This window comes from Bradyrhizobium sp. MI1.11 (genome assembly GCF_055811255.1).
The window spans coordinates 46070-62024 of record NZ_JBVVPM010000014.1 but is presented as its reverse complement, the minus strand read 5'-3'; the positions used below and the strand labels follow the sequence as shown (position 1 = coordinate 62024).

12 protein-coding genes are annotated in these 15955 nt (G+C 65.2%); 8 read left to right on the top strand and 4 right to left on the bottom strand.

Going from position 1 to position 15955, the window contains the following annotated elements:
• Positions 1 to 34 precede the first annotated feature (34 nt).
• Positions 35 to 1378: a hypothetical protein gene (locus AC0L30_RS16425; protein ID WP_473404721.1), complete on the bottom strand. Its 1344-nt coding sequence runs from the start codon at positions 1376 to 1378 to the stop codon at positions 35 to 37.
• A 173-nt stretch (positions 1379 to 1551) separates the two neighbouring features.
• Here AC0L30_RS16425 and glmU point away from each other — a divergent pair, with 173 nt between their 5' ends.
• Positions 1552 to 2919, top strand: coding sequence for a bifunctional UDP-N-acetylglucosamine diphosphorylase/glucosamine-1-phosphate N-acetyltransferase GlmU (gene glmU / locus AC0L30_RS16420; protein ID WP_473404720.1), 1368 nt, complete (start codon positions 1552 to 1554; stop codon positions 2917 to 2919).
• 6 nt (positions 2920 to 2925) lie between these two features.
• Here glmU and AC0L30_RS16415 read toward each other — a convergent pair whose 3' ends face one another.
• A complete protein-coding gene (locus AC0L30_RS16415) occupies positions 2926 to 3144 on the bottom strand; it encodes a hypothetical protein (protein ID WP_473404719.1) in 219 nt (72 codons plus the stop codon).
• Between the two features lie 219 nt (positions 3145 to 3363).
• Between AC0L30_RS16415 and glmS the strand changes: the two genes are divergently transcribed.
• The 4 genes from glmS (at position 3364) to AC0L30_RS16395 (ending at position 8099) form a co-directional block, all read left to right on the top strand.
• The gene (glmS, locus tag AC0L30_RS16410; RefSeq protein WP_473404718.1) at positions 3364 to 5190 is read left to right on the top strand and encodes a glutamine--fructose-6-phosphate transaminase (isomerizing); all 1827 of its coding nucleotides are present in this window, start codon (positions 3364 to 3366) and stop codon (positions 5188 to 5190) included.
• 88 nt (positions 5191 to 5278) lie between these two features.
• The gene (locus AC0L30_RS16405; RefSeq protein ID WP_007590844.1) at positions 5279 to 6049 is read left to right on the top strand and encodes a DUF502 domain-containing protein; all 771 of its coding nucleotides are present in this window, start codon (positions 5279 to 5281) and stop codon (positions 6047 to 6049) included.
• A 233-nt stretch (positions 6050 to 6282) separates the two neighbouring features.
• The gene (locus AC0L30_RS16400) at positions 6283 to 6933 is read left to right on the top strand and encodes a glutathione S-transferase family protein (RefSeq protein ID WP_473404717.1); all 651 of its coding nucleotides are present in this window, start codon (positions 6283 to 6285) and stop codon (positions 6931 to 6933) included.
• A gap of 308 nt (positions 6934 to 7241) precedes the next feature.
• Positions 7242 to 8099, top strand: coding sequence for an NAD(P)-dependent oxidoreductase (locus AC0L30_RS16395; protein WP_035992465.1), 858 nt, complete (start codon positions 7242 to 7244; stop codon positions 8097 to 8099).
• Between the two features lie 28 nt (positions 8100 to 8127).
• Here the strand turns inward: AC0L30_RS16395 and AC0L30_RS16390 are convergent, their stop codons facing one another.
• The gene (locus AC0L30_RS16390; protein WP_473404716.1) at positions 8128 to 8574 is read right to left on the bottom strand and encodes a P-loop NTPase family protein; all 447 of its coding nucleotides are present in this window, start codon (positions 8572 to 8574) and stop codon (positions 8128 to 8130) included.
• 285 nt (positions 8575 to 8859) lie between these two features.
• Between AC0L30_RS16390 and panE the strand changes: the two genes are divergently transcribed.
• On the top strand, positions 8860 to 9786 hold the full coding sequence (panE, locus tag AC0L30_RS16385; protein ID WP_473404715.1) for a 2-dehydropantoate 2-reductase: 927 nt from the start codon (positions 8860 to 8862) through the stop codon (positions 9784 to 9786).
• On the opposite strand, the gene recG is transcribed toward panE, so the two are convergent.
• A complete protein-coding gene (gene recG, locus AC0L30_RS16380; RefSeq protein WP_473404714.1) occupies positions 9783 to 11891 on the bottom strand; it encodes an ATP-dependent DNA helicase RecG in 2109 nt (702 codons plus the stop codon). The two genes, panE and recG, sit on opposite strands and share 4 nt — an antisense overlap.
• A gap of 183 nt (positions 11892 to 12074) precedes the next feature.
• Between recG and AC0L30_RS16375 the strand changes: the two genes are divergently transcribed.
• Together AC0L30_RS16375 and mfd are read left to right on the top strand one after the other, a co-directional pair.
• Entirely contained in the window at positions 12075 to 12365 is a 291-nt protein-coding gene (locus AC0L30_RS16375; RefSeq protein WP_009859479.1) for an FAD assembly factor SdhE, read from the top strand.
• On the top strand, positions 12362 to 15880 hold the full coding sequence (gene mfd / locus AC0L30_RS16370; protein ID WP_473253637.1) for a transcription-repair coupling factor: 3519 nt from the start codon (positions 12362 to 12364) through the stop codon (positions 15878 to 15880). Before AC0L30_RS16375 ends, mfd begins: the two co-directional genes overlap by 4 nt.
• The last annotated feature ends 75 nt before the right edge of the window (positions 15881 to 15955 follow it).

The window sequence follows — 15955 nt, the reverse complement described above, 5'->3', positions numbered from 1 at the left end:
CGCCCATTACGCTGATGAATTGCCGCGAGGTAAGCTACCTTCTGAAGAACGACGACAGCGTCGATCCCGCCGACGCCGTCTCCGGCTTCGGCTGTGCGGCCGGCGGCGCCGCAGGAGCAGGCGCGGGTTCCTCGCGCTTCGACGAGCGTTTCGAGGAATAGCTGCGGCGATGCTTGTCGGGCTTGGCGGCGGGCGCCGGTGCGGTCTCGGCTTGCGGCACCGAGTCCTGGTTCTTGTCGGAGTTCTTCTCCTGAACTCGATCCTGAGTCTTCTCTTGTTTTTCCTGGCCGCCGCGCATCGACAGCCGCTGGCCGTCGAACACGGTGGTCTCGCAGTGGCGGTCGTTCTCGGCGAGGCCGGCGCAGAGTTTTGCCGCAGCCGCTGCATTGATCAGCGGGCCGGCACCGAGGCGGAGCTGCATGCCGAGGCCGGTGTTGCCTTCCTTGATCATGATGATCGGCCGCAGCGCTGCGATCTCGGGATTGGATTTGGTGAGCCCGCGCCACAGAGCGCGCAGTCCGTCGAGCGAGTTGGCGCCACCGAGATCAATCGCAAAGCGCGTCTGCTGGACCGCGATCGCGGGAGCCTCGCTTTCGGCAGCCTCCGGCGGCTTGGTGGGTGCAGCGGCGACTTCGATGGGCGCGGGCGCCGGATCGGGCTTCTTCTCGGCAGCCTTCTCAGTGGTCTTCTCAGTGGATTCGGGCTGAACCAGTTTCGGGGCGGCCGGATCGGGCGGCGCCATGATCGATTTGGACGGGACCAACGGAAGCATCGGCAGTGCCGAATTCGTCGCCGGCAACTGCGCGACCAGCGAGGCCGCCGCTGCGCTCTGCGGCGGTGGGCTCGACGGCTCCCTTGCAGCCTCGGTGCGCGGCTTGTCGTTGGCCGGAGCTGGTGTCGAGGCGACCGGCGCGATGCCGGGCGCCGGCGGCCCGATCAAAGCTGGCGCGTCCTGCGGCTTCGCGATGGATGCCTGCGGCGGCGTTGTCGTCTGCTTGGCGATGGCGCCGGTGACGGAATCGAGCCCTTGCTCCAGCACGGTGACGCGCGAATAGAGCCGGTCGCGGTCCGTGTTCAGCGTCTCGATGGCGGAGGCGAGCCGTCGGGCCTCGTTCTGGCTCTCCTTGGTCAGGATCTGGAGCCGGTCGGCCTGGCGCGCGAGATCGGCGGACGCGACCTGGTCGCGCCGCCAGCCGAGCTGGGCCTGGTTGGCGAACACGGCAATCACCACGGCGCCGACGGCCGCCACGCCCCATGAGCCCAGCTGCCACATCATGCCGCGATCGAACGAACTCTCCTCGGCCACAAGTCCGGAGAACAGCCCGCCGGTCTCCTTGGCGCCGAAGGCATCCGCCAGTGGGTCGGAATCCTTTGCCATGAACGTTAAGTGCCCAACCCCTGTCCGGCTTCCCCGAATCAATCAGGGAACATTAACAGGAAAAGCGTGTCGCACTTGAACTCCGGGCGTTTGCGGGGGTAGCAAGGCGATAGCTCATGAGGGCGGCCGTTGCCGCTGGCGCCGATTGATTCGGCCGGATTGACAGGATTTCGATGACCGCGCGTTCCAGCCTCACGATCGTGCTCGCCGCCGGCGAAGGCACGCGTATGCGCTCACACCTGCCGAAAGTGCTGCATCCGGTCGCGCACCAGAGCCTGCTCGCCCACGTGCTCGCCGCGGCGCCCAGGGGAACCGGCACCTCGCTCGCGGTCGTGATCGGACCCGACCATCAGGCGGTGGCGGACGAAGCAAAGCGCATCCGCCCCGACGCGCTCACCTTCGTGCAACATGAACGGCTCGGCACCGCACATGCGGTGCTGGCGGCGCGCGATGCCATTGCGCGGGGCGTGGATGATTTGCTGATTGCGTTCGGCGACACGCCGCTGATCTCGGCCGAGACCTTTGCGCGGCTGCGCGCGCCGCTGGCCAAAGGCGCGGCGATTGCGGCGCTCGGCTTCCGCGCCGCCGATCCCACCGGCTATGGCCGCTTCATCGTCGAGGGCGACCGCCTGGTCGCGATCCGCGAGCAGGCCGATGCCAGCGCCGAGGAGCGCAGGATCGACCTCTGCAATGCCGGGGTCATGGCGATCGACGGCCGCCGCGCGCTCGCGATCCTCGACAAGATCGGCAATGCGAACTCCAAGGGCGAATATTATCTGACCGATGTGGTCGGCATTGTCAGCGAACAGGGATGGGATGCCGTGGTGATCGAAACCAGCGAGGACGAAGTGCGCGGCATCAACACCAAGGCGCAGCTCGCCGAGGCCGAAAGCGTGATGCAGGCGCGGTTGCGGAAAGCGGCTATGGAGGCCGGCGTCACGCTGATCGCGCCCGAAACCGTCTATCTCGCCGCGGATACCGTGTTCGGCAAGGACGTGACGATCGAGCCCTTCGTGGTGATCGGCCCCGGCGTTTCGATCGGCGACGGCACGGTGGTCCATTCCTTCTCGCACATCGTCGAGACCACGCTCGGCAAGAAGGTCTCCATCGGCCCCTATGCGCGGCTGCGGCCCGGCACCTCGCTCGGCGACGGCGCGCGCATCGGCAATTTCGTGGAGACCAAGGCCGCGACGCTGGAGGCCGGCGTCAAGGTCAACCATCTCTCCTACATCGGGGACGCCACCATCGGCGCCAATTCCAACATCGGCGCCGGCACCATCACCTGCAACTACGACGGCTTCAAGAAGCACAAGACGATCATCGGGCAGGGCGCCTTCGTCGGCACCAACTCCTCGCTGGTCGCGCCGGTGACCATCGGCAACGGCGCCTATATCGGCTCGGGCTCGGTGATCACGCGCGACGTGCCTGATGACGCCATGGCGCTGGAGCGCAGTCCGCAGACCATCCGCGAAGGTGGTGCGGCGCGCTATCGCGAGATGAAGACGGGTGCCAGGAAGCCTGAAAAGAAGCCGGCGAAATGAGCGGCGCTATTCGTCGTCGGCGAATTCCGAGAAGATCGCGCGCGTCAGGCGCCAGCCGCGCAGCTTGGCACGCTTTGCCGGCTCGCCGGCGACGTGCTTGATGATGACGGGCTTGCTTTCCTTGCCGCGCTGGGGCGGCGGCCAGTGCGCAAGGTGCGTGCCGGTGGTCTCGCTGGCGCGCACCGACATCGATGACAGACTTTTGCGGTCGGATGAGCCTTTCATGGCCTGTCTCCCTGGTACGCAAGGGTTGGCCAAATTCGTTGACAACAAGTTAACGCGCGCGGTTTAAGGCCCAGCCAGTTCGACGCAGGCGAGGCTCGTCGCCGTCGGTGCTGTCTCAATCAGCAATAATTATTGAGTATCTGGTTCCTTAGGAACTTCGCTAAAAACCGAGCGCGTCGTTTAGGCGATTTTTCGACGATTTGGGGGATATTGATCCGCATGTGCGGGATTGTCGGCATTCTCGGGCGCGAGCCGGTTGCAGAGCAATTGGTGGATTCGCTCAAACGTCTTGAATATCGCGGCTATGATTCCGCGGGCGTCGCCACGCTCGAGGGCAAGCATCTCGAGCGCCGCCGCGCCGAGGGCAAGCTGAAGAATCTGGAGAAGCGGCTGGAAGCCGAGCCGCTCAAGGGCACGACCGGAATCGGTCACACCCGCTGGGCCACCCACGGCAAGCCGACCGTGAACAATGCGCACCCGCACGCGACCGAGCGTGTCGCCGTGGTTCACAACGGCATCATCGAGAATTTCCGCGAGCTGCGCGAGGAGCTCGAGAACAAAGGCACGGTGTTCCACACCCAGACCGACACCGAGATCGTGCTGCATCTCGTCGACGATCTGCTCACGCGCGGCAACAAGCCGGTGGAAGCGGTGAAATTGACGCTGGCGCGTCTGCGCGGCGCGTTCGCGCTCGGCTTCATCTTCGCCGGCGAGGACGATTTGATGATCGGCGCCCGCAACGGTCCGCCGCTCGCGATCGGCTATGGTGACGGCGAGATGTATCTCGGCTCCGACGCCATCGCGCTTGGGCCGTTCACCGACACGATCAGCTATCTCGAGGACGGCGACTGGGTCGTGCTGACCCATACGAGCGCTGCGATCTTCGACAAGGACGGCCACGCCGTCCAGCGCGAGAAGACCAAGCACGCCGCCTCGACCTCGCTGGTCGACAAGGCCAATTACCGCCACTTCATGGCCAAGGAGATCCACGAGCAGCCGGAAGTGGTCGGCCACACGCTGGCACGCTATGTCGACATGGCGACCGAGCGGGTCTCCCTGCCGGTCAAGCTGCCGTTCGACTTCAAGAACATCCAGCGCATCAACATCACGGCCTGCGGCACCGCGAGCTACGCCGGGTTCGTCGCAAAATACTGGTTCGAGCGTTTCGCGCGCGTGCCGGTCGAGGTCGATGTCGCCTCCGAATTCCGCTACCGCGAGGCGCCGTTGCGCAAGGGAGATCTCGCCATCTTCATTTCGCAGTCGGGCGAGACCGCCGACACCCTGGCCGCGCTGCGCTACGCCAAGGCCGAAGGCGTGCACACGGTGGCCGTCGTCAACGTGCCGACCTCGACGATCGCGCGCGAGAGCGAAACCGTGCTGCCAACGCTGGCCGGCCCCGAGATCGGCGTCGCCTCGACCAAGGCCTTCACCTGCCAGCTCATGGTGCTGGCAAATCTTGCGATCGCGGCCGGCAAGGCCCGCGGCGAACTGTCCGACGAGGACGAGACCAAGCTCGTCCACGGGCTCGTCGAGGTCCCGCGTTTGATGTCGGATGCGCTCACCACCGAGCTCCAGATCGAGAAGCTCGCGCGCGAGATCGCGAAATCGCGTGACGTGCTCTATCTCGGTCGCGGCACCAGCTTCCCGCTCGCCCTCGAAGGCGCGCTGAAGCTGAAGGAGATCTCCTACATCCACGCCGAGGGCTATGCCGCCGGCGAGCTCAAGCACGGTCCGATCGCGTTGATCGACGAGACCATGCCGGTCGTGGTCATCGCGCCCTACGACCGGGTGTTCGAAAAGACCGTTTCCAACATGCAGGAGGTCGCCGCTCGCGGCGGCAAGATCATCCTGATGACCGACGCCAAAGGCGCGGCGGAGGCGACCGTCGAGTCCCTCGTCACCATCGTCATGCCTGACATGGCGGCGGCGTTCACGCCGATGGTCTATGCCGTCCCCGTTCAGCTGCTCGCCTATCATACGGCGGTCATCATGGGGACCGACGTCGACCAGCCGCGCAATCTCGCGAAATCCGTGACCGTGGAATAGGCAGAAGGGTCGGGCCGGAACGCTTCGTGGTCTTCCAAAACCTGCTAGAAGAACCTAGCTTGAACGAAGCGACCGACCTGGAACCCGAATGAACCCCCGTGACGACGCGCCTGCGCCCCTTGATCCCGTGCCGGAGCCGCATACCGGCCTGATAGGCCGCTTCCGCAATTATTTCCTCACCGGTCTCGTGGTGACGGGACCGGTTGCGATCACCTTTTATCTGGTTTGGTGGTTCGTCACCTGGGTTGATGGCGTGGTGCGGCCGTTCGTGCCGCTGGCCTATCGGCCTGAAACCTACATGCCGTACGTCATCCCCGGCTGGGGACTGATCGTCGCATTTTTCACGTTGACGCTGGTCGGCTTCCTCGCCGCCAATCTGATCGGCCGGACACTGGTCGATGTCGGCGAGACCTTCCTCGGCCGCATTCCGGCGGTGCGCGCCATCTACCGCGGCCTCAAGCAGGTGTTCGAGACGCTGTTCTCGGGCAAGGGCTCGAGCTTCCGCAAGGTCGGCCTGGTCGAGTTTCCCTCGCCGGGCATGTGGTCGATCGTGCTGATCTCGCAAGCGCCGAACGAGGACGTCTCCCGCAGCCTGCCGGGTCAGGAGGAGCACGTCTCGGTGTTCCTGCCTTGCTCGCCTAACCCGACGACGGGCTTCTTCTTCTACGTGCCCAAGAGCAAGATCGTCGAGGTCGACATGAGCACCGAGGACGCCGCGACGCTGATCATGTCGGCCGGCGTGGTGCAGCCGGGCTCGGCGCCCGATTCGAAGAAGGCGGCGGCGCTGGCGGGCATGGCGAATGCCGCGCGTATCGCCAACGCCTCGGCTCTCCAGCCCCAGCCTGCGAAGGTGGAGTAGGGCCATTCCTTTGCGGGATGGCCGCCGTTCACGCGGGCGTTCGCATCCCTGCCAGGGCGTGTACTCATGAACGTCAGCTTGGCAGTCACAGCGGAAAGCTGTGATTCAAGCCTGACAGGTGCCTTGTCACCCAAAACGAGTGCAAGGAGCTATTGCAGCTTGTGGCGTCATTTCATTTCTGCTTACTGCTGGGCTCTAGGTGTAAGCCGATATCCTAATTGAGATCCGCGCCAATGCTCACCATTTATGGCCGTAAATCGTCATTCAACTTGCAGAAGGTGATGTGGCTGGTCGGTGAGCTCGGCATCGCGCACAAGCATGTCGAACTTGGAGGCTCGTTCGGGGGCCTCGACACGCCTGAATTCCTGGCCATGAACCCGCATGGCCGCGTTCCAGTGATTGATGACTCCGGCGTCGTCGTCTGGGAGTCGCACGCCATCTTGAGGTATCTTGCGGCCAAATACGCTTCCGAAACGTCGTTCTGGAAGGCGAATCCGGCTGAGCGCGCGAAGGCAGACCAATGGATAGACTGGACGCAAACGGCGTTGCAGCCAGCATTCATGGTTGGTGTGTTTTGGGGTTGGTACCGCACGCCCGAAGCGCAGCGCAACTTGGCTGCGGTTGACAAAGCTCTGGAACAAACCAGCCGTTATCTGAAGCACATCGACCATCAGTTGAAAGGCAGGTGTTTCGTGCTGGGAGACCAGCTATCACTCGCCGATATTCCGGTAGGGACGCATCTTTATCGCTATCTCAATCTTGACCTTCCGCGCCCGAACTTGCCGAACGTTGAGCGCTGGTATGAGCGGCTGCAATCGAGGGCCGCCTACAATGAGCATGTGTGCGTACCATTCGACGAACTCTACGGCCGGCTTGATTTTTGATTTGCACGTCAGGGCGTATGATCAAGGGAGAGGATGCCCATGGCAATACGAAAGGATCGGATTCCAACCCACGGCTCCCTGGGAGCAAGGTGGCGAAGCTTACTCGCGTTACTATGCCCTTTGGATATCTGGCTAGGTGATCGCGGAGCTTGGGTGAGCTGCGCCAGCGCGCGCTATCACGGACAGAGCGGGCCTCACACGAAGTGCAACGCAAGTTTATGAGTACGCGCCCCGGTCTTCCGGTTAGATTGAGCGCCTCGCCTGGAATTCGACTTTGCTTCGACTTGGAGTGCACGATGTCCAACACGATGTCCAAAACAATTGCGATCCTCGCGCCCGGTGCCATGGGCAGTGCCGTGGCCCGCCGTCTCGGCGAGCACGGTGCGCGCGTGCTGACGTCGTTGAATGGGCGGAGCGAGGCGACGCGCAAACGCGCGGCGGATGCCGGCATGATCGGCGCCGAGGACGACGCGATCGCGGAGGCCGACATCATCCTCTCGATCGTGCCGCCGGGCGAAGCGGTGGCGCTCGCCGAGCGGCTGGCTGGGCTGATCGTCCGGCGCGAGAAGAAGCCGGTCGTGGTCGATTGCAATGCCGTCAACGTCGATACCGTGATGAGGATCGAGGAGATCATCGGCTCGGCTCAGGCGCCGTTCGTCGATGCCGGCATCATCGGGTTCCCGCCCCAGCCCGGCGGCAAGAGCCCCGCGTTCTACATGTCCGGCGAGCACGCCAAGGACGTCGCCGTGCTGAAGGATTTCGGGCTCGACGTGCGGATCGTCGAAGGGCCGGTCGGTGCCGCGTCCGCGCTCAAAATGTCCTACGCCGGTATCGTCAAGGGCCTCGCCGGCATCGGCTCGGCGATGGTGGTCGCGGCAACGAAAGCGGGGGCTGCCGATGCGCTGCGCGACGAACTCGCACGCAGCCAGCCCGCGGTTCTGGCCCGCCTCGAAGTCGCGCTGCCGGACATGATCCCGAAGGCCTATCGCTGGGTTGCGGAGATGCGGGAGATTTCCGGCTTTCTCGGCCCCGATCATCCGGCCAGCCAGGTTTACGAAGGCTTTGCGCGCTGGTTCGAGCATCTCGCCGAGGACGCGAAAGGCGACGCGGCGGATACCGATCTGATGAAGGCATTCGCCGCGGGCATCGCGCAGAAGAAATCCTGATTGTCCGGTCTCAGGTCACGGTCATCGATCATGCGCCGTGCACCGAATCCAGAAAACCCTCGATGTCCCGATCGCGTCTCAAGCGCACGACCGGGACGTCAGCGCCATACTGCATACGCTCGGCCTCGATGACAGGCGCGCGCTCGGTGTCGTAGCGCCATGCCTCGAGCATCAATTTCCAGTCGAACTGTTCGGGACACCCCTCCGGGAGGTCAGGCCGGGTCTTGTCGCGATCGAAGGCGGAGCGCAAGAGAATGCGCCACTGGCAGAGCCAGCGCGGGCGGTCGATGACGACCAGCGCATCGGCGCGCGCCAGCGTGAGATCGAAGGCAAGTCCCGAGAAGCTGCCGTCGACAACCCATGCGTCGCCCGCGATCGCATCAGCGACGCGCGCCCGGAAGCTCGGCTTGTCGGATGGCTTCCATCCCGGCCGCCAGTAGAGCACGTCGAGATGCACCACCGGCAGCCCGAGCATTCGCCCGAGATTCCGGGAGAGGCTCGTCTTTCCGCTACCCTGACAGCCTACGACGATGATCCGGCGCATGATGGGAAGATTTCACAAAGCCAGCCGCGACGAAAGGGGGCACTTAAGAGCCGGGCTTATCCGCATCGTCATTGCGAGCGGAGCGAAGCAATCCAGAGTCCCTCAATGGAAAGATCCTGGATTGCTTCGCTTGGCTCGCAATGACGGGAAGGAGACGGCGCGTGGCCCATCTGTTATTCTTTGTGCGGAAGCGGTCACTCCGCATTGGGAGTTCGAATGAGAGTACTTGTGATCGGCGCGGGAGCGCTCGGAGGCTATTACGGAGCTCGCCTGGTCCGAGCCGGCGGCGACGTGACCTTTCTGGTGCGGGCCGGGCGGGCGGAGCAATTGCGGCGGAATGGATTGCAGGTCGTGAGCCCGCATGGCGACTTCGCCGTGCAGCCGAAGGTCATCCTGGCCAACGATCTCAAGGAAACGTTCGACGTCGTGCTCGTCGGGGTGAAATCCTACTCGCTCGACGATGCGATGGTCCAGTTTGCCCCGGCGGTCGGCGCCAACACGATGATTTTGCCGATCCTCAACGGCTTGAAACATGTCGACGCCCTGACTGCGCGGTTCGGTGCGAGGTGCGTCCTCGGCGGGCTCGCGAATGTCAGTGCCGGGCTCGATGCGGATGGCCGTGTCGTTCAGTTCATGGCCAATCAGACGATTGTCTTCGGGGAGATCGAGGGTTCGCTGAGCGAGCGTGTGCTTGCCCTGGAGACGCTGCTGCACGTGCCCGGTATCGACGTGCGCGCCAGCGAAGCGATCATGCAGGACATGTGGGAGAAATTCGTCCAGCTCAGCACGCTAGCCGGCATCACCTGCCTGATGCGTGCAAGCATCGGAGACATTCTGTCCGTGCCGAACGGCGAGCAATCTATTTTCCGCCTGTTTGCGGAATGCTGTGCCGTCGCGACGGCCTCGGGTTTTGAGCCGCGAGCGCCTTTCATCGAGTTTGACCGGAAGCTGTTCACGACCCCGGACTCCCCGCTCAAGGCCTCGATGCTGCGTGATATCGAGCGCGGTTCGATCACCGAGGCGGACCACATCCTCGGCGATATGGCCAACCGGGCCCGTGCACTCGGCGTCGACACGCCGCTGCTGGATTTGGCCCGCGCGCATGTGGCGGCCTATGAGATCGGGCGCCAGAGAGCGGCCTAACCCGCCCCGATCAGCGGGATCGCTTCATCCCGCTCATACAAATACAGCAGGCATCGCAGTGCCTCGCCGCGCTCGCCCTTGAGTTTCGGATCGTCCTTCAGGATGCGCAGCGCCTCGTCGCGGGCCTGCGTGATGAGCTGGCCGTGCACCTCCGACCGGGCGATGCGGTAGCCGGGCAGGCCGCTCTGGCGCACGCCGAGCACATCGCCTTCGCCGCGCAGCTTCAGATCTTCCTCGGCGATCCGAAAGCCGTCGGTGGTCTCGCGGATCACCTTCAGCCGCGCCTTCGACATTTCGCCGAGCGGCTCGGAGTAGAGCAGCAGACAGGTCGAGGCCTCCGAGCCGCGCCCGATGCGGCCGCGCAATTGATGAAGCTGGGCGAGGCCAAAGCGTTCGGCGTTCTCGATCACCATGATGGTCGCCGCCGGCACGTCGACACCGACCTCGACCACGGTGGTCGCGACCAGCAGCCCGATCTCGTGGGCGGCGAACTGGCCCATGACGCGGTCCTTCTCGGTGCCCTTCATCTGGCCGTGGACAAGGCCGACGCGGTCGCCGAAACGCTTCTGGAGGCTTTCGAAGCGCTTGGTGGCATTGGTTAGGTGCTCGGTGCCCTCGGCCTCGGATTCCTCGACCAGCGGGCAGATCCAGTAGACCAGCTTGCCGGATTCGAGCGCGCGGCCGATGCTGTCGGTGACCTCGCCGAGGCGGCTCATCGAGATGGTGCGGGTTTCGATCGGCTGGCGGCCGGCCGGCTTCTCCCTGAGCTCGCTGATGTCCATGTCGCCGAAATAGGTCAGCACCAGCGTGCGCGGGATCGGCGTGGCGCTCAGCACCAGCACGTCGACGGCCTCGCCCTTTGAGGTCAGCGCCAGCCGCTCGCGCACGCCAAAACGATGCTGCTCGTCGACGACCGCGAGGGCGAGATCGCGAAAGATCACGTCGTCCTGGATCAACGCATGGGTGCCGACGAGCAGGTCGATCTCGCCGGCTTCGAGCTGTGCCAAGAGTTCCCGCCGCTCCTTGCCTTTTTCGCGGCCGGTGAGGATCGCGACCCGCATGCCCGCACGCTCGGCGAGCGGCGCGATGGTCTTGATGTGCTGGCGCGCCAGAATTTCGGTCGGCGCCATTAGCGCCGCCTGCTTGCCGACCTCGGTGACGGCAGCTGCGGCGAGCAGCGCGACCACGGTCTTGCCGGAGCCGACGTCGCCCTGGAGCAGGCGCAGCATGCGCACCGGCTGTTGTAGATCATTGGCGATGGCGGCTGCTGCGTCGCGCTGAGATGAGGTCAGCGCGTAGGGCAGGGCATCGATGATCTTGTTGCGGAGGTGCCCGTCGCCGGCGTTGCGCACACCGGCCGGGCGGCGCAATTGCGCGCGGATCAGGGCAAGCGCGAGTTGCCCGGCCAGGAGCTCGTCGAAGGCGAGCCGCGACCAGAACGGCTGGTCGGGCAGAATGTCGGTGAGCTCGACCGGCTGATGTACGCGGGTGAGCGCCTCGGCGATCGGCGGGAAGCCGCAGCGGCGCAGCACCTCCGGGCTGATCCATTCCGGCAGCGCCGGTAGCTTCTGCAGCGCCTGGGCGACCGCGCGGCGGAGTGAGCCGAGTGCAAGGCCCTCGGTCAAGGGATAGACGGGATCGATGCCGGAGAGTTTGGAAATCGCCTCCTCGTCCAGCACCCGGTCGGGATGCACGATCTGCGGGATGCCGTCGTACATCTGGAGCGTGCCGGAGACGAAGCGCTTCTCGCCGATCGGCAGCAGCTTCTCGACATAGCCGGGCTTTGCGCGGAAGAACGTCAGCACGACGTCGCCGGTATCGTCGCTGGCGTAGACGAGGTAGGGCGCGCGGGCATTGCGCGGCGGGGGCGGGCGGTGGCGGTCGACCGTGACCTCCAGCGTCACCATAGTTCCCTGCACGGCGTCGCGGATCTTCGGCCGCGCGCGGCGGTCGATGACCTGGCTCGGCAAATGCAGCAACAGATCGACCAGCCGCGGCGTCTCATTGCGGCTGAGCAGATATTGCAGCAGCTTGTCCTGCTTCGGACCGACGCCGGGTAGGCTGGTCACGGGGGCAAACAGCGGATTGAGCAGGCTGGGGCGCATCAGGCGAACCTAGGATCGTTTTCGCTCGTCATGCCCGGCTTTATGCCCGGCATCCACGTGTTTTTTCGCGTCCCTGCGGCGGCAGCGGCCATGACAAATCGAGGGCTGACAGGGCCCGCCCGAGTGGCTATATCACCCCGGCCCGGCACGTCCGGGCTTTTGGCGTTTGACTGGAATTGAGACATGACGGGAACGACACGATCGAGCGACGGGCTGGACGACCGCCGCAAGCGGCTTCTGTTCCGCTGCTGGCACCGCGGCACGCGCGAGATGGACCTGATCCTCGGCCGCTTCGCGGATGCCGAGATCGGCAATCTGTCCGACGACGAGCTGACGCAGCTCGAGACCCTGCTCGAAGAGGCCGATCCCGACCTCTACGCCGCCATCACCGGCGACAAGGTGCTTCCCGCCGAAGTCATCGGCCCGCTGTTTGCGCGCATCAAGGCGTTTCCGATCGCGGACCGCGACGTATGAAGCAGGGGATGAAATCGCCGGCCGAGCTGCTCACGCCCGGCCGCGCGCTGACGCTTGCCAATGTCGCCGAGGGTGCCGAGGGCCTCGTCGTCTCCGATCTGGCGCGCGCAATCGCGGCGCGGCCGAAGAAGCCGGCCGTCAGCCTCGCGGTGATCTGCCGCGACGGGCCGCGGATGCAGCAGCTCGAACGTGCCTTGCAATTCTTCGCGCCCGATTTGCCCGTGCTGACCTTCCCGGCCTGGGACTGCCAACCCTATGACCGCGTCTCGCCGCATGGCGGCGTCCTCGCGCAGCGCCTGACGACGCTGGCACGGCTGGCGTCCCTGACCGGTAGCGACAAGCCGCTGATCGTGCTGACCACGGTGAACGCCGTCGTGCAGCGCGTGCCGGCGCGCGAGCTCGTCGCGGCGCAGGCGCTGTCGGTCGCGCCGGGCAACGTCGTGCCGATGGACACCATCATCGCCTGGCTCGAGCACAACGGCTACAATCGCTCCTCGACCGTGCGCGAGCCCGGCGAATACGCCGTGCGCGGCGGCATTCTGGACCTGTTTCCGGCCGGCCTGGAACAGCCCGTCCGCTTCGACTTCTTCGGCGACAGCCTGGAATCGATCCGCACCTTCGATGCCGAGACCCAGCGCACGCTGCTCGACATGCGCGCGCTCGATCTCGTGCCGATCTCAGAATTCCAGCTCGTCACCGACACCATCCGCCGCTTTCGCATGGGGTATGTCGCCGAGTTCGGCGCGCCCGAGCGCGACGATGCGCTCTACGAAGCCGTCAGCGAGGGCCGCCGTCATCCCGGCATGGAGCACTGGCTGCCGCTGTTCCAGGACCGGATGGACACGCTGTTCGACTACCTGCAGGGCGCGGCGATCGCGATCGAGCCGCAGGCCGAGGACGCCATCCGCGAGCGCTTCAAGCAGATCCTCGACTATTACCAGGCCCGCCGCGATGCGATGGAGCATCCGGGCGGCGGCGCCATCTACAAGCCGCTGCCGCCTGACCGGCTCTATCTGACCGAGGAGGAGTGGGGCAAGCGCGAGAGCGGGATGCCGCTGGTGCGGCTGACACAGTTTTCGGTGCCTGCCGATGGTACCAGCGTGGTCGATGCCGGGGCACGCAAGGGCCGCGACTTCGCGCCGGAGCGCAATGATAACAAGGTCAACGTCTTCGAAGCCGTCGTCGCACATGTGCATGGGCTGCTGACAAGCCGCAAGAAGGTGGTCATCGCGCTCTGGACGGAGGGCTCGCGCGACCGCATGACCTCGATGCTGCGTGATCACAAGCTCACCCCTGTGACCAGCGTCAACAGCTGGCGCACGGTGCAGGCGACCCCGCGCAACGAGACCATGCTTGCCGTGCTCGGCCTCGAAAGCGGTTTCGAGACCGACGAGATCGCTGTCATCAGCGAGCAGGACATTCTTGGCGATCGCCTGGTGCGGCCGCGCAAGGCGAGCCGCAAGCTCGACAATTTCATCTCGGAGGTGACGAGCCTCGCCGCCGGCGACATCGTCGTCCACGTCGACCACGGTATCGGCCGCTTCATCGGCCTGCAGACGCTCGACGTCGCCGGCGCGCCGCATGACTGCCTCGAGCTGCATTATGCCGCCGAGACAAAACTGTTCCTGCCGGTCGAGAACATCGAGCTGCTGTCGCGCTACGGCTCCGACCAGACCTCGGTCGAACTCGATCGTCTCGGCGGCTCCGGCTGGCAGACGCGCAAGGCCAAGCTCAAGAACCGCATCCGCGAGATCGCGGGCGAGCTGATCAAGATCGCTGCCGAGCGCCACCTCCACGAGGCGCCGAAGCTGCCGGTGCAGCCGGGCCTCTATGACGAGTTCTGCGCGCGCTTCCCGTATGACGAGACCGAGGATCAGCTCGGCGCGATCGAGTCCACGCTGAAGGACCTCGAGCTCGGCCGTCCCATGGACCGGCTGATTTGCGGCGACGTCGGCTTCGGCAAGACCGAGGTGGCGCTGCGTGCCGCCTTCGCGGTCGCGCTCGAAGGCAAGCAGGTCGCAGTCGTGGTGCCGACCACGCTGCTCGCCCGTCAGCACCACAAGACGTTCACCGACCGCTTCAAGGGTTTCCCGGTGCAGGTCGCACAGGCCTCGCGCCTGGTGCCGGCCAAGCAGCTCAATCTGGTCAAGAAAGGCCTCACCGACGGTTCGGTCGATATCGTCGTCGGCACCCACGCGCTGCTCAGCAAGTCGATCAAGTTCCGCGACCTCGGCCTGCTGATCGTCGACGAGGAGCAGCATTTCGGCGTCACCCACAAGGAGCGGCTGAAGCAGCTCCGCGCCGAGGTGCACGTGCTGACGCTGTCGGCGACGCCGATTCCGCGCACGCTTCAATTGGCGCTCACCGGCGTGCGCGAGCTCTCGATCATCGCCTCGCCGCCGGTCGACCGTCTCGCGGTCCGCACCTTCGTCGCTCCGCACGATCCCCTGATGATCCGCGAGGCGCTGCTGCGCGAGCGCTATCGCGGCGGCCAGGCGTTCTACGTGGTGCCGCGCATCGACGACCTCGCCGAGGTCAAGGACTTCCTCGACAAGAACGTGCCGGAGATGAAGGTCGCGGTCGCGCACGGGCAGATGCCGCCCGCCGTGATCGAGGACATCATGACCGCGTTCTACGACGGCAAGTTCGACATCCTGCTGTCGACCACGATCGTGGAATCCGGCCTCGACATCCCCAACGCCAACACGCTGATCGTGCATCGGGCGGACATGTTCGGCCTCGCCCAGCTCTACCAGCTCCGTGGTCGCGTCGGCCGTTCCAAGCTGCGGGCCTATGCGCTGTTCACGCTGCCGGCGCAGCAGAAGATCACGGCGCAGGCCGAGCGCAGGCTCACCGTGCTGCAATCGCTGGAGACGCTGGGCGCGGGCTTCCAGCTCGCCTCGCACGACCTCGACATCCGCGGCGCCGGCAACATCCTGGGCGAGCAGCAGTCCGGCCACATCAAGGAGGTCGGTTTCGAGCTCTACCAGTCGATGCTGGAGGAGGCGATCGTCAACCTCAAGGCCGGCGTGTCCGAGCCCGCCGCCGACCGCTGGTCGCCGACGATCACAATCGGCATGCCCGTGCTGATTCCGGAGGACTATGTCGGCGATCTCTCGGTGCGGCTGTCACTCTACCGGCGGCTCGCCGACCTCGACAGCGAGGAGGAGATCGAGAACTTCGGTGCCGAGATGCGCGATCGTTTCGGCGTGCTGCCGGACGAGGTGCGCTATTTGTTCAAGGTCGCCGCGATCAAGGCGTTCTGCCGCCAGGCTAATGTCGGCAAGATCGATGCCGGTCCGAAGGGCGCCGTCATCGCCTTCCGAGACAATTCCTTCGCCCATCCCGATCGGCTGGTGAGCTTCATCCGCAGCCACGGCCAGGCCGCGAAGGTGCGGCCCGACATGAAGGTGGTGTTCCTGCAAGACTGGGAGACGCCGGAAGAGCGTCTGGCCGGCACCACCGAGATCATGCGCCAGCTGGCGCAGCTCGCGCAGAGCAAGAAGGCGGCGTGAGCGAGGTGCCGTAGGGTGGGCAAAGCGAAGCGTGCCCACCACCATCGTCAACTTTGGAAAATGGTGGGCACGGCG